The 12,572-nt window shown below is 50.7% G+C and carries 14 protein-coding genes and 1 pseudogene; 2 read left to right on the top strand and 13 right to left on the bottom strand.

Annotated elements, in window-relative coordinates; genetic code table 11:
* Nucleotides 1-34 precede the first annotated feature (34 nt).
* Nucleotides 35-715, bottom strand: a complete 681-nt coding sequence (locus AC4BAN_RS15500) for a DUF2461 domain-containing protein (protein WP_490565324.1) — start codon at nt 713-715, stop codon at nt 35-37.
* Between the two features lie 203 nt (nt 716-918).
* On the opposite strand from AC4BAN_RS15500, the gene AC4BAN_RS15495 reads away from it, so the two are divergent.
* A complete protein-coding gene (locus AC4BAN_RS15495) occupies nt 919-2,064 on the top strand; it encodes a L,D-transpeptidase family protein (protein ID WP_490565323.1) in 1,146 nt (381 codons plus the stop codon).
* A gap of 72 nt (nt 2,065-2,136) precedes the next feature.
* On the opposite strand, the gene AC4BAN_RS15490 is transcribed toward AC4BAN_RS15495, so the two are convergent.
* From AC4BAN_RS15490 to AC4BAN_RS15460, 7 genes are all read right to left on the bottom strand, one after another.
* Nucleotides 2,137-2,745 carry a TIGR04282 family arsenosugar biosynthesis glycosyltransferase gene (locus AC4BAN_RS15490; protein WP_490565322.1) on the bottom strand — a complete coding sequence of 203 codons (609 nt, stop codon included), beginning with the start codon at nt 2,743-2,745 and terminating at the stop codon, nt 2,137-2,139.
* Nucleotides 2,738-3,262: a rhodanese-like domain-containing protein gene (locus AC4BAN_RS15485; RefSeq protein ID WP_490565321.1), complete on the bottom strand. Its 525-nt coding sequence runs from the start codon at nt 3,260-3,262 to the stop codon at nt 2,738-2,740. The genes AC4BAN_RS15490 and AC4BAN_RS15485 overlap by 8 nt, the downstream gene beginning before the upstream one ends.
* A gap of 1 nt (nt 3,263) precedes the next feature.
* Nucleotides 3,264-4,340 carry an arsenosugar biosynthesis radical SAM (seleno)protein ArsS gene (gene arsS, locus AC4BAN_RS15480; protein WP_490565320.1) on the bottom strand — a complete coding sequence of 359 codons (1,077 nt, stop codon included), beginning with the start codon at nt 4,338-4,340 and terminating at the stop codon, nt 3,264-3,266.
* A 2-nt stretch (nt 4,341-4,342) separates the two neighbouring features.
* Nucleotides 4,343-4,678 carry an arsenosugar biosynthesis-associated peroxidase-like protein gene (locus tag AC4BAN_RS15475; RefSeq protein WP_490565319.1) on the bottom strand — a complete coding sequence of 112 codons (336 nt, stop codon included), beginning with the start codon at nt 4,676-4,678 and terminating at the stop codon, nt 4,343-4,345.
* 112 nt (nt 4,679-4,790) lie between these two features.
* A complete protein-coding gene (locus AC4BAN_RS15470) occupies nt 4,791-5,510 on the bottom strand; it encodes a TIGR04282 family arsenosugar biosynthesis glycosyltransferase (RefSeq protein ID WP_490565318.1) in 720 nt (239 codons plus the stop codon).
* 110 nt (nt 5,511-5,620) lie between these two features.
* The gene (locus tag AC4BAN_RS15465; RefSeq protein ID WP_490565317.1) at nt 5,621-6,442 is read right to left on the bottom strand and encodes an anti-sigma factor; all 822 of its coding nucleotides are present in this window, start codon (nt 6,440-6,442) and stop codon (nt 5,621-5,623) included.
* On the bottom strand, nt 6,435-6,989 hold the full coding sequence (locus tag AC4BAN_RS15460) for an RNA polymerase sigma factor (protein ID WP_490565316.1): 555 nt from the start codon (nt 6,987-6,989) through the stop codon (nt 6,435-6,437). The genes AC4BAN_RS15465 and AC4BAN_RS15460 overlap by 8 nt, the downstream gene beginning before the upstream one ends.
* 205 nt (nt 6,990-7,194) lie before the next feature.
* On the opposite strand from AC4BAN_RS15460, the gene AC4BAN_RS15455 reads away from it, so the two are divergent.
* Entirely contained in the window at nt 7,195-8,559 is a 1,365-nt protein-coding gene (locus AC4BAN_RS15455; protein ID WP_490565315.1) for an NAD-dependent succinate-semialdehyde dehydrogenase, read from the top strand.
* Nucleotides 8,560-9,336: 777 nt separating this feature from the next.
* On the opposite strand, the gene AC4BAN_RS15450 is transcribed toward AC4BAN_RS15455, so the two are convergent.
* From AC4BAN_RS15450 to AC4BAN_RS15430, 5 genes and pseudogenes are all read right to left on the bottom strand, one after another.
* On the bottom strand, nt 9,337-9,711 hold the full coding sequence (locus AC4BAN_RS15450) for a hypothetical protein (protein ID WP_490565314.1): 375 nt from the start codon (nt 9,709-9,711) through the stop codon (nt 9,337-9,339).
* A pseudogene (locus AC4BAN_RS15445) lies at nt 9,711-10,571 on the bottom strand (RHS repeat-associated core domain-containing protein); the annotation flags it as partial. The pseudogene AC4BAN_RS15445 and the gene AC4BAN_RS15450, both read right to left, overlap by 1 nt.
* 203 nt (nt 10,572-10,774) lie before the next feature.
* Nucleotides 10,775-11,164 (bottom strand): hypothetical protein, encoded by a 390-nt coding sequence (locus tag AC4BAN_RS15440; RefSeq protein WP_490565313.1) that lies wholly within the window; start codon nt 11,162-11,164, stop codon nt 10,775-10,777.
* 6 nt (nt 11,165-11,170) lie between these two features.
* Entirely contained in the window at nt 11,171-12,145 is a 975-nt protein-coding gene (locus AC4BAN_RS15435; protein WP_490565312.1) for an RHS repeat domain-containing protein, read from the bottom strand.
* 148 nt (nt 12,146-12,293) lie between these two features.
* Nucleotides 12,294-12,455, bottom strand: a complete 162-nt coding sequence (locus AC4BAN_RS15430) for a VapC50 family PIN domain-containing toxin (protein WP_490565391.1) — start codon at nt 12,453-12,455, stop codon at nt 12,294-12,296.
* Nucleotides 12,456-12,572: the final 117 nt, after the last annotated feature.

Here is a 12,572-nt window from a genome sequence, read left to right as displayed (position 1 = left end):
TCAAGTATCCAGGCAATATTTTATATCGTTTAGCTTAGTGATTAACCTCCCGCAGCGGCTCCATCAAAAAGTCATTCAGCGGTTTTACGGCCTTAAACCCTTCCAACACCACATCCGGAAACTCCTGGCTCAGCACCACGTTATCGGGCAGGGGCATGATGGCGTTCCAACTTTTGTGGCGCAGGTAGTCTATGGCGGGGTTTTCTTTGTCGTAGCCTTTGGGAGTGGTCTTCAGTTTCTCGCCTTGCAAACCTCCGAACCGCTTTTTGAAGGCTGGCGCTTCCACAATGCCGGTTAATTCGTGCAGGTTATAGTCGATTTCCTGGCGTACGGCTTTCAGGTAGTCTGCCGGGGGCATCCAGAGGCCGCCGGCCAGAAAGGATTTGTTGTTGGCGGCCAGGTGCAGGTAATAGCCCGGAAGTATGGATTTACGTCCCCCTTCTGCCAAATAGGCACCGAAGTGATCTTTGTAAGGCCTCTTGTCGTGCGAGAAGCGCACGTCGCGGTATATCCGGAACACCAGGTCTTTGCCCTGCTGCCCCTGCGCTGCCGGCTCAAACTGCTGCATCTGCAGCAGCAGTTCATCCAAAAAAACAAAAAAGTCTTTACGGGCGGTTTCATAGCGCTTTTTATTCTCCGCAAACCATTCCCGGGTGTTGTGCTCGACAAGTTCTTCCAGAAAAGCCAGTGTACTTTTTTCTATTGTTTTGGGCATCGTATCGCTTTTAAATAAATCAGATAATGGACTCCAGGCTTTCGTACTCCCAAGTGCCTGAAATGAAGGCCTAATCCTGATCAACCAGCCTAAACAGGAAGTTTGAATACAACTGCCCTGCACATAAGGTGCGAGTCAGGAACCCGTGCCATGCCGAAGTTACGGAAAAACCGTAAAACAGTATAGGCTATTCTTTTTTTGCCATGGTACACTTTTTACGCGTTCTTCTCATACTTTTACTCCCGGGTCTCTTATTTGCGCAGCAGCAAAATATCCCTTACCACGAAGGCAGGCTGATGCAGGCCATTCGGCAATACCAGAACCTGGTAGACGCCAACAACTGGCACTCCCTCCCCGCTGGCCTGCTCCTGCGCCCCAACGACACCAGCCGCTATGTATCTCCGCTACAGGAAAACCTGCTGCTCACCGGTGACCTGCCCCTGGACTCTGCCACCAGTACAGCCGTGTATACTTCAGCGCTTCAAAAGGCCGTGTCAAAGTTTCAGGCCCGGCATGGCCTGATCACGGATGGGGTACTGGGCCCAAATACCGTGGCAGCCCTGAATGTGCCGCTCTCGGAAAGGTTGCGGCAACTGCAGCAAAACCTGGCCCGCTTCGATACCACGCTGGCCACCGTATCGCAACCGTATGTGGTGATCAACCTGCCCGATTATACTTTGCAGGTAGTGGACAGCAACCGGACGGTGATGGAGATGCGCGTAATTGTGGGCAAACCTGATCTTGTGACCTATCCCCTTGTCAGCGAAGTAGACATGGTGGTGCTGCACCCTTATTGGTACCTGCCTACCTCCATTGCCGTAAACGAAATTGTGCCTTTGTTGCGCCGAAACCCTGGTTACCTTGCCAAAAAGAAAATGCGGCTGGAGAAGGATACGAACCTGGGATGGGTGCGCGTAAACCCCTGGCGCGTGAACTGGGATAACATCGATGAAACCAATTTTAACTACCGGATCGTGCAACTGTCGGGGCCGGACAATGAGCTGGGCCAGGTAAAATTCCCTTATCCTAACAAGCTGCCGCAGTACATGCACGACACACCAAACAAGGAACTGTTTAACTACCCTGACAGGGCCTTTAGCCATGGGTGCATCCGGCTGGAGAACCCGGTTGCCTTTGCGTATTATTTGCTAAACATAGGTTCGGGGTATGATGCAGAAAAAGTAGACAAGCTATGGCACAGGCAAAAGCCTAACCACTACATAAAAGTAAAAAACCCATTGCCCCTGTACATCATTTACCAAACCGCCTGGCCCGACGCACAAATGCAGGTGCAGTTCCGGGATGATGTGTATGGCTACGATAAAGCACCCAGCCAAACGGTAGAATAGCGCCAGGCAATTAATTCCTGGTATCCGGGAAAAATTCCCTGCTCATTTGATACATTGTATTCAGAAAAGCGCTTAACTGCCGGCCTCCTCCCAAAAATCGTCACCCAGATCCTCAATATAATCCACATCAGAGAGCTCGGGCAGTACGGTGTGCGTTAAATGCAGTTTCTCGATGTCGTGCAGGGTATCCGGGAAAACGTGTTCGGTGCTCCAGCGTTTGTGCAGGAACAGCTCCGGATGCCAGTAGTTCATGCCGAGCAGGTAATAGCCGCCGTCCAGGGCAGGGCCGATCACTACTTCCTTGCTTTCCAGTGCCGTAAAAGCCCTGCTGATGATCTCTGGGGTCAGTTGATGGCAGTCGCTGCCAATGATCACCACCGACGTGTAGCCGTCCTTAAAAGCCTGCTCAAAGGCTGCTGACATCTTCTCGCCCAGGTCGCCGGGGGGTTGCACAGCTTTCGCATACACACTGTCTGTCCAGAGGTCGTTACGCGCCACCCTATCGGAGTAGTACACCAGCTTGTCATGGGGCAGGTGCTGGGTGATTTGCCTGGTGTGCTTGAGCAGGTGCATGTAAATGGCCAGGGCTTCTTCGGGACCTACCGAGGAGGCCAGCCGGGTTTTTACCTTGCCCAACTCCGGGTTGCGCACAAAAAGCATGAGCAGCTGTTTCTTAGTCATATACTTTCTCTCCCTTTAATAGCCACATACCCCAGACACCCGAAAAGGCGTGTACTTTAGTTGTTAATTTTTTTCCCTGATAAACGGGCAAGCCCTGGTTCACCCACTCAAAAACACCCCCGTACAGGTTCCATACCTGCGTAAAACCTGCCTCTTGCAGCTGTTCCCCGATCTGCTCGCTGCGGTAGCCCACCGAGCAGTACAAAACGATGGGGGTATCCTTTGGCAGGTCCTTTAACTGGTTTACTTCAAAATGCTGGAAGCCGGCAAAGCGGGCACCCGCCAGGTGGCTCACCTCATACTCTTTACGGCTTCGGGTATCCAGCAGTACTGGTTGTGCACCCAAAGGGCGGCTGAGCAAATCCTTTAACGCTGTAACCCGGATCAGGGGCACGGTGTGTTCATAGAGCGCTCCCAGCAGCACATGATAGGCCTTAGCAGTAGGCTGCCCGCAGGCTTTCAGCAAAAAGACAGCGGTTACCAGAAAAACATAGGCTACCCTTTTAGGCAAACGCACGTCAGCCTTCCGCTTTTACGGTTTCGCCCCCACAGCTGGAACCGGCACCTGCCGTGCAGCCGTAGCAATGCTGGTTAAGTATGATCTGCCGGTTATCCAAGGCGGCCACCTCAAAGTCGCGGATGTGCTGGGGCATGTTCTGGGCCACCTTCAGCTCCAGCATCTGGTTAAAGTCGCAGTCGTAGAGGTAACCGTCCCAGCCAACCGAAACGGTGTTGCGGCACATCACACCGGCGGCGGCCACCGGGTTAAAGGCATCCACTAGTTTCTGCATGTAGCTGTCGTAATTGCCGCTCTCCACCAAATAATCCAGGTAGCGGCTCACAGGCAGGTTCGTGATGCAGAACAGGTTGTTAAACCCGATGCCATAGCCATTCTGGAGCCTGCGCTTGAACTCGGCCTCCAACGATTTTTGTCCGCTGGGCAAAAAAGCCCCCGAAGGGTTATACACCAGGTCCAATTGCAGGCCACTGTCCTGCTGGCCATACCCTACGGCATTGAGCATCTGAAGCGCCTTAATGGATTTCTCAAACACCCCCTCGCCGCGCTGTGCATCTGTGCGGGAGGCCTGAAAGTAAGGAAGCGAAGAGATGACATGCACCCCGTGCAGCTTAAAGAAATCGGGCAGGTCGTGGTACTTTTTGTTGGCCAATATGATCGTAAGGTTACAGCGCACGATCACTTGTCGGCCCAGCTGCGAGAGTTCCTCCACAAACCACCTGAAATCCGGGTTCATCTCGGGTGCACCGCCAGTCAGGTCGACGGTGTCGATGCCGGGGGAATGGCGCAGGGCATCCAGGCAAAGCTGCATGGTCTCGCGGGTCATGATCTCTTTCCGGTCCGGACCCGCGTCCACGTGGCAGTGGCGGCAGGTCTGGTTGCACATCTTGCCCACGTTTATCTGCAGGATAGTGGTACCGGTGGGCCGGAGCGGGAAAAGGGCGTGCTCCTGCAGTTTCCGGGCAAAAGCCGGAAACTGCTCGCCGTGCCTGGTGGGCTGCTGCAGCACATTCAGCTGAAACAGCGCATCAGACATGGCATGGTGCTGCCCTTGTAATGATTTGGTAGTAGAACCCATGCTTACATCGTCACTTTTTTGATCTTGTTCATCATTTGCACCCCGTGCACCAGGGCGGATCCTCCTTTTATGGCCGCCGCCACATGCACGGCCTCCATCATCTGGTTTTCATCGGCCCCCTTCTGCAGGCAGTCGGTGCTGTAAGCATCAATGCAATACGGGCACTGCACGGCATGCGCCACAGCCAGTGCGATCAACGATTTCTCACGCTCCGTCAGGGCGCCTTCTTTGAACACCTCGCCGTAATAATCAAAAAACTTGCGGCCCATTTCAGGCTGTAATTCTGATATGTCACCAAATTTGGCTAAATCTGCGGGGTTATAATAGGTATCTTCCATGTGATGTTTTCTTAATGATTTATAAATAGGGTAAAGGCCACAGCTTTTGCGGTCGTCAGGTTTTGTGCCCCACATGTGTTGCGCGTACGGCACAAAGATAAAATTCAGGAAATCAGGAGATGGGAGGAGCCCGTAACTGATGGCTCTTGCAAAGTGCCCCAAAACAGACTGACAGCGTAAAAGCAGCGGGTTTTGGTTTAGGCACGCACCAGGCCAGCAGGGCGACAAGAGCTATCCGGACACGGTGTGTTACTGCTAGCTGCGCCAGCAACAGTGGCACGTCGGCGCTGCTGTCTACATCTGATCTTAAAGGCAAAACGCCTTCGCTGTGCAGGTGGGCATGGTGCATGGCGGCATACCCTTTCAGGTCTTCCAGCACCCTGTTGCTCTGCCAGTGTAGAGCGGCAAAGGCTTCCGGATTAAAGCTGCTCACGTGCATGCCGATCAGGTAAGCGCCTCCGTCGGTGGCGGGACCTGCCACCATCGCGCCGGATTGTTGCAGCAACGCCTGCGCATTCGCTAGGTCGGCCACGGTCAGGCCGGGGCAATCGCTGCCAATGCAGATCACGCGTTGGTAACCGAGTGCAAATGCGCACAGAAAAGCATTTGCTATACGCGCGCCAAACGTACGGCCTGCCTGTTGTTCCGAGGAATGGTGAACAACGTGCAGGCCGGTTTTTTGCGCAATAGCGTGCGCGCGCTTTAAAAAGAGTTTCGCAATTTTCTTATCCCTGGCTGTGCGTACTTCTGCCGTGAAGGTTTTAGATTTCACTTCTTCTGCGGGCCGGTGGGCAAACAAAAGTATGGCGGTATCGGATGGTTTCGTACGCAAGGCAGGTGATCTTATCCTTTTAACCTGTAAAAGCGTGTTTTGTTACATTTTTCAGGGTGCCAGGTCTTACCCAATACACTTTTAAAGTCGGTTTAAAAACAAAGCAATGATCAGGAATTAACCTCACCCATCACATACATTTCTTCCAGGGTAGGGTTTACGCTTCCGCCTACAGGTTCCAGGGTAATGGCAAAGGCCTGTGCCGATCCGATCTCCTTCATCTGCTGCATAATGGCTTCCCTGCCCCCTCCCATCGCAATCATGCCTGCGTCCACGGGCTTACCCTGATCCAGGGCCCAGAGCTGGTATTGTTTTCCGGAAGGTGGCGCTGGCAGTTTGAGCACATCCAGGTATACTTGCTGGCGCTCAGGGTTCCAGTAAACCATTACGTTGGCATCGGGGTGCGCCTGCACGCCCTGCAGTTTCACAGACCTGAAGCTGCCGTCGCGCATAATAGCGAGCAGTTGCTGCTGCTCTTCCATTTTATAGGAAACTGTGTTATAGTTCTGCGCCAGGGTTTGTTCGGAGGCCAGGGCAACGGCCAGTCTGCCTTCGGCCGCTTTCCAGTTCTGGTAAAACCGGAAACTCATAAAGCCAGACAACAGGAACAGCACGATGCTGGCTGCGAACATCCATTTGTAAGGGCTGCTCTCCTTCTCGTAATCCGTGTACATGGGGCGCACCGGGGTTTCTTCCCGGGGTGCGCTCTCTGCTTCCACTTGTTGCATGATGCGGTCTTTCAGGGCAGGCCGCGGCTGCACGGCATGCAGCTGGGCGTAGCGTTCCAGAGTGGTGCATACCTCCTGCAACGCGGTCCGGACTTCTGGTGCACTGTCTGCCCTTTGCTCTACCTCCTGACGCTCCTGGTCAGTCAGTGCGCCAGCAGCGTACAGCTCAAGTATTCCGGATGCTATGTATTCTTCGTTATTCACGCCCTTTAAAAAATTTACCTAACGTTTTAATTGCACTTCTAGCCCTGGTTTTTACAGTCCCCAACGGAATGTTATACTCTTCGGCTATTTCACTTTGGGTCATTCCCTCAAAGTACATCAGATCAATGATCAACTTTTGGTCAGGGTGCAGGTGCTCGGTAATTTCCCTTACGCCTATATGGTCTGGCTTAAAGCTATCCACCCCGGAGTCCGCTCCCAACGCGTTGTCTATGTCGTCTGTCCTCTGACTTACGCGGTGCTGCTTCGAGCGGATTTTATCGATAGATAAATTTCTGCATATATTTATCATCCAGGTAAAAAGTCGCCCTTTAGAAGCATCGTAGCTATGAAAAGAGTTCCAGATCTTCAGGAAGGCTTCCTGCATCACATCCTCTGCGGTCTCCTCCACCTTTACTACCTGCAAAATAACACCGTAGAGGGTGGCGCTGTACATATCGTACAACCGCGACATGGCTGCTGTGTCCCGCGCCTGTAGCCGGGCAACCAACTCCTCTTCTGAAATGGTATGTTGTGTATCGTTATGCAAAGTGAATGTTTGTTAACAGTTGCTGCAAGCATACAATAAAAGCTGCTGCTGGCAATGTGGTCAAATATAGATATTTTTTATATAACACGCTTCTCTAACTTTGGCTTACGAAAATTGTTTTAAAAAGAAGGTGCCATTCTGACGCTTTGGTCCTCAGCCGCCTTGGCTTAGGATGCGTATAGTTAACATGCATGAAACCGAAACTATGTCTATCAAAACTATAAACCCCGCCACCGGAGAAGTAATCAAGTCGTTTAAGCCGGACAGTCCGGATCAGGTAAGCCAAAAAATTGATGCCGCCCAGCAAGCTTTTCTAAGCTGGAGAGAAACAAGCTTTGAGGTTCGCGCCCGCCACATGAACAGGCAGGCGGACATACTGGAGCAGGAGGCCGAAAAGTATGGCCGCATCATTTCACTGGAAATGGGCAAGCCCCTGAAAGACGCCATCGCCGAGGTAAAAAAGTGTGCCACGGCCTGCCGGTACTACGCTGAAAACGCAGCCGAATTTATGCAGGACGAGGCGATAGAAACAGCCGCCTCTAAAAGCATCATTTCCTACGAGCCCCTGGGCGTGGTACTCGCTATTATGCCCTGGAACTTCCCATTCTGGCAGGCCTACCGTTTCCTGGCTCCTGCCCTGATGGCTGGTAACGTCGGGGTTTTGAAGCATGCCTCCAACGTGCCCCAGTGCGCATTAGCCATCGAGGAGATCGTGCTGAAGGCAGGCTTCCCGGAACATACTTTCCAGACACTGCTCATCGGCTCTGACCAGGTTGACGCCGTTATAGCACACCCGCATGTGAAAGCCGTTACCCTGACGGGTAGTGAGGCCGCCGGTGCCAAGGTAGCCGGAAAAGCAGGGAAAGAGATCAAGAAAACCGTGTTGGAACTGGGCGGGAGCGATGCCTTTATCGTGCTGGAGGATGCCGACCTGGAGCAGGCGGCGCAGGTGGCAGTAAAATCCAGGATGGTGAATAGCGGGCAAAGCTGCATCGCGGCCAAGCGCTTTATTGTGGTAGAGGGTGTGGCAGAAGCCTTTGTTGCCAAAATGAAGGCGCTGATGACGGATTTAAAAACCGGTGACCCGCTGCACGAGGATGTGGACTACGGCCCCCTGGCAAGGGTGGACCTGGCCGAGGAATTGGAGAAACAGGTGAAAGCCTCTGTTGAGAAAGGCGCTGAGATTGTGCTGGATGGCGGCCGCGAAGGAAAAGACAGCGCCTATTTTAAACCGATGATCCTGAAGAACGTGAAACCCGGCATGCCCGCCTACTACGAGGAAATGTTCGGGCCCGTTGCTGCCATTATGATCGTGAAAGATGAGGCAGCGGCCATTGCTGTTGCCAACGATTCCCGTTTCGGACTGGGTGGCGCCGTTTGGACGCAGGACAAGGAACGCGGCCTGCGGGTGGCACGCCAAATAGAAACCGGGGCCATGTTCGTAAACGCCCTGGTAGCCTCCTCGCCCGAAATGCCCTTTGGCGGCATCAAGAAATCCGGCTACGGAAGAGAGCTTTCATACCTGGGCATCCGCGAGTTTGTGAACCAGAAAAGTATTTGGGTGGCGTAAGAGGAAAGCTTATACTTGCTGGTAAGAGCCTGGAGTTGCTTTTTGCTTTTTCAAATTTTACTTATAAACTCGTCTCAAAAAGGCAGGAATGGTTTTGTTTTTTGAGACGGCAATTTGAGAATTTGATGTCTGCGCCTGAGGCTTTCTGAGCAAGGTTTCAGAAAATGCTTTAGTTGGTATTTTTCATCTCAAAAAACGGCCGTTTTGTGAGATGGAATAGGCAGCTCCTACTATAAAAAAAGCCCCCGGCTGATCCCATGGGTTGAGGGTAAGATTTCAAGCGCGAAGCGGCTGCGAGCGAAAGCCAAAGCCAGCCAGGAGAAGAACGCCCGTGAGGGTGGGCGCCTGGACGTGGGGCAGCTGACCCGCAGGCGAGCAATAACCAGGGATGTGGGTTTGGTTTTTGGCCTTAGCCCCGCAGGGATAAAAACAACTTCAAAAACAAAACAGCAACAGACGTGAGGAGTACCGCAGGCTGGCAAGCGGAGGCAAAAGCAAGGCCGAGCGTGAGCGAGCTTGTACAGCCTTGCTTTTGCCGCAGCGCAGTCTGGCCGAGGACACGGACGAACACCGCTTCTCCTGCCTTAGACTCTTGCTGTGGTAGTTGCTTTTGCTATGAAAATGGAAGAGCGGAAAAGCACAAACCCATCCTATTAGAATGGGCTTGTGTAATTTATGCGCGTACAAGTCTTATGATATAAAAGTCACAAAAGCTTGTCACCATCTTTACCACAAGTTCCCTCAACGCTCAAACTTGCGGCATGGAGGGGATAAAAGCTAAAAGATTTTACCCATGGAAGGATTTTCTATATCCCAGATTTCAATCACTTTTTTTGCTTGTTTAGTTATGAATATCCATTCAGGATCTACTAAAATTTCTTCATCAGATTTACCATTTTTATCATATTTATCTAATAAATGATGCAGGCCAAGCAATTCTTTGTACAAACTTTTGCTTAATACTTCCAGTTTATAATAATCATCTTCTAAAAAGTTACAAAAGTCGAAGCTATCGTAAAGCATACTAGTGTCTTCTAAGAATGATGCTGCCCTATTCTTGTCTTTCCCCAACCAAGCTTTTCTTTGGCGTTCAATATCTGAAATAGCTTTTATTGAGTCATAAATATTCTTTCCCCAAATATCATCCATCATTATTTAAACTTAAATTTATCTACTGGTATATGTGACTCCGGTGAATCCGAGGGCACTTGTTTTTTATTAACATCTACTGTTTTTCCATTTACTACTTGTTTAACATAAGGCTTCTGCTGTGCTGGGTTAGGGCTATTTGGATTCCCTCTCTGCACTCTAACATTATCCCCCCCTTTGCTATTAGGTTTTGTGAACATCGTTCCTTCTTTATTTTTTGTAGTTTTCATTTCATAGGTACTTGGCACCTGTTTTGTAACAGTTGCACCTGCATCCCCTGCTGGCCCTATTTGTTTTACTACATCTACACCAGCCTTTTTAACACCTGCTGTTCTAGCTAATAAACCTGCTGGCCCTGAACTTGGCCCTGCTGCTGCAACAGTCAATGCACTAAATAGTACGGCTTTTCCTACTTCTCCGTCACCAAGCTCAACTACATTAGCTTGTCTTCCGTTCTCGCCATAGGTAAAGTTAACTACCTTCACGGAAATATCATCGCTGAACTGTGAGCCAATTGCTGTACCCAGTGTTACTAAGCTAGATACCATATTGTCCCTAAAATCCCAGTAGACATTCTCAATCGTAGTCCCCAAGCCTCCCGAGCCGTCTCCGGGTCCACTAGGCCACATGCCGTCAGGGTCAATAAAGCGTATAGGGTTATTGAAAGCATAATTATACAGGCTCCATCTTCTTCCTTGCTCTCCAAGCGGATCCACCACGTGCCACCTTCCTAGCTGGGCATCGTACATCCTGGCCCCGTAGTCCATCCAGTTCAATCCCAGCTCGGATTGTTTCTCTTTCCCGTTGTACTGGAACAAATGATCGGGCGTCCCCTGCCTTTCGATGCCCGCGAGGTTGAGCCCCCACGGGTCGTAGTGCTACAGAATGCAAAAGAGCGCCCGGCCAGCGCTGCTTATGATTCTAAAGATAGTGGATTTACAGTCATGATTTGTTGCGGAAAAGTAAAAGCCCAATCCGGAATGGAAAGGGCTTCTGCTATGATACTGGAATAGGAAATGGGCTATAAGCCCGCGCCAGCGGGAGGCTTTGAGTATGGAGTTTGTGGCTAATAAGAAGTATCAGTAAGTGAATCTACTGGGCACAAGAGCACCTTTCGGCAGCATAGCTCCCGGAGCTTCTTATCGAATCTTAATGCAAACCTTTGGGTACTGTCCACAGCTTCTGCCGTTATCTTGTCTTGAAGAGACTCATGAGCTAAATCCACACTAAGCAACCTGTAGTAACGGTTCCTTTTGATAAGTTCTGCATCGCATAGCTTAGTGGCATATTCAAAATGTTCTGGCGATCCATTCTCCTCCATGCACGCACAGTACTCTTCGGCTGCTTTCTCAGGATTAAACTGCTCAGGGGCACAGGAAACCAGTAGGATTAGGTTAACATTTAAAAACTGAACCCACACGAGCATTTTTATTCGTAGCAAACTTCTTCTTTTCATTTCTTATTATCCTTCTGGGGTTGGGTCATCCGGGCAGTTGCACGGCATTTTAATAACAGGAGCTTTTCTTTGCCCATCCACCGGCGAGCCTTTTATAAGCAGGTTGAGGTTAAAGTGCATTCTTGGGCTTAACGTCACTCCTATACCATTTACGGCATCTATAGAAGTATTGTAATATTTTCGTAACACACCTTCATTCATTGCACCTGTACTGGTAGTATAGCTAAACTGCCTGTACGCTCTACTTTCCCAACGAGCCCCCTGGTCCATAATCCCCTCTCTCTTTAGAGCTTCACTTTTACCATGTTTCTTGAATACTCCGTAATGCGTCGCCTCGTGCATGATTGCCAAGCTTACTCTGAACATCTGGAAGCCCAACTCGTCGGTATTCCCCGATCCGACGGCAGCCTGCATACTTTGTTCTAACCTCTGTAAACTGGTTTGAGAAATATAAAGGTTATCAGGAGAATCTGCATCGAAGCCGCTGTGCTCGCTGTGCGCCGGGTTGCCCTGATCCATCCAATTGGCTAACTCCGGCTGAGTTGGAGTAATCCACGGTCCAGAGCCATAGCTTACCATCTGGTCAAATTCTCCGCTACTGAAACCCGTAACGCCCATGAATGCTTCTTTTACAACCGCATTGTCCTTTAGCATGGGCAGGTACCATTTAAGCATTTTCGCTAAAGTAGGGTATTGACGAGCAAACATGGCATCTATCTTGAAAAGACCACCAACATCGGTGAGCCTGATCGGAGAATTTCCTGCAAACACATAAGGAGATTCTGAATAATAGAGTTCCGCCAGCGGGTCCACCACGTGCCACCTACCCAGTTGGGCATCATACATCCTGGCCCCGTAGTCGGTCCACTCCAGCCCCAGCTCTTGCTGCTTCTCCTTACCGTTGTACTGGAAGAGATGGTCCGGCGTCCCCTGCCTTTCGATGCCCGCGAGATTAGCCCCCCATGGGTCGTAGTGGTCCAAAGTACAAAAATATGCCCACCCAGCACATGCTCTTTTGCTAAGCATCATTAGCTATCTAAGCTGGCTAGCCAAACAGAGGAATGGCCTGACCTTAAGCTCAGGCCATCATTGACACATTCTTGAATCCTACTGCTGTTAATTCTCTGCCTTACCGGCCGTCCTGAATCAATTCCAGCAACTTAGTGCATGTTATTGCCAGGCCAACCTTTTCAAGGTTTCCTAGGACCTCCATTTTCGTTTTGGGCGGATTCCGCAGGCATGCTACTTGATTTTCAAACGCCTGAAGGGCTTTATCCGCATTAAGATTAATTAACTCAAGTTGCGTGATACTTCACACGTTGTAAAACAAAAAATCTGTTCTGCCAATGGGCTGTGTACGTTTTAAAGTTTGGACACTTTCAAAATGCAACAGCCATGACAGAACAGA

It is taken from the genome of Pontibacter sp. GD13 (assembly GCF_058216355.1).
The sequence above is the reverse complement of the archived record's forward strand: the minus strand, read 5'-3'. Positions and strand labels throughout refer to the sequence as shown.

Excerpts from the sequence above, each read along its gene's own strand:
- AC4BAN_RS15500 (WP_490565324.1), bottom strand. The coding sequence starts at position 715 with ATGCCCAAAACAATAGAAAAAAGTACACTGGCTTTTCTGGAAGAACTT.
- AC4BAN_RS15440 (WP_490565313.1), bottom strand. The coding sequence starts at position 11,164 with ATGAAAAGAAGAAGTTTGCTACGAATAAAAATGCTCGTGTGGGTTCAG.
- AC4BAN_RS15475 (WP_490565319.1), bottom strand. The coding sequence starts at position 4,678 with ATGGAAGATACCTATTATAACCCCGCAGATTTAGCCAAATTTGGTGAC.
- AC4BAN_RS15490 (WP_490565322.1), bottom strand. The coding sequence starts at position 2,745 with ATGACTAAGAAACAGCTGCTCATGCTTTTTGTGCGCAACCCGGAGTTG.
- AC4BAN_RS15495 (WP_490565323.1), top strand. The coding sequence starts at position 919 with ATGGTACACTTTTTACGCGTTCTTCTCATACTTTTACTCCCGGGTCTC.
- arsS (WP_490565320.1), bottom strand. The coding sequence starts at position 4,340 with ATGGGTTCTACTACCAAATCATTACAAGGGCAGCACCATGCCATGTCT.
- AC4BAN_RS15450 (WP_490565314.1), bottom strand. The coding sequence starts at position 9,711 with ATGATGGATGATATTTGGGGAAAGAATATTTATGACTCAATAAAAGCT.
- AC4BAN_RS15455 (WP_490565315.1), top strand. The coding sequence starts at position 7,195 with ATGTCTATCAAAACTATAAACCCCGCCACCGGAGAAGTAATCAAGTCG.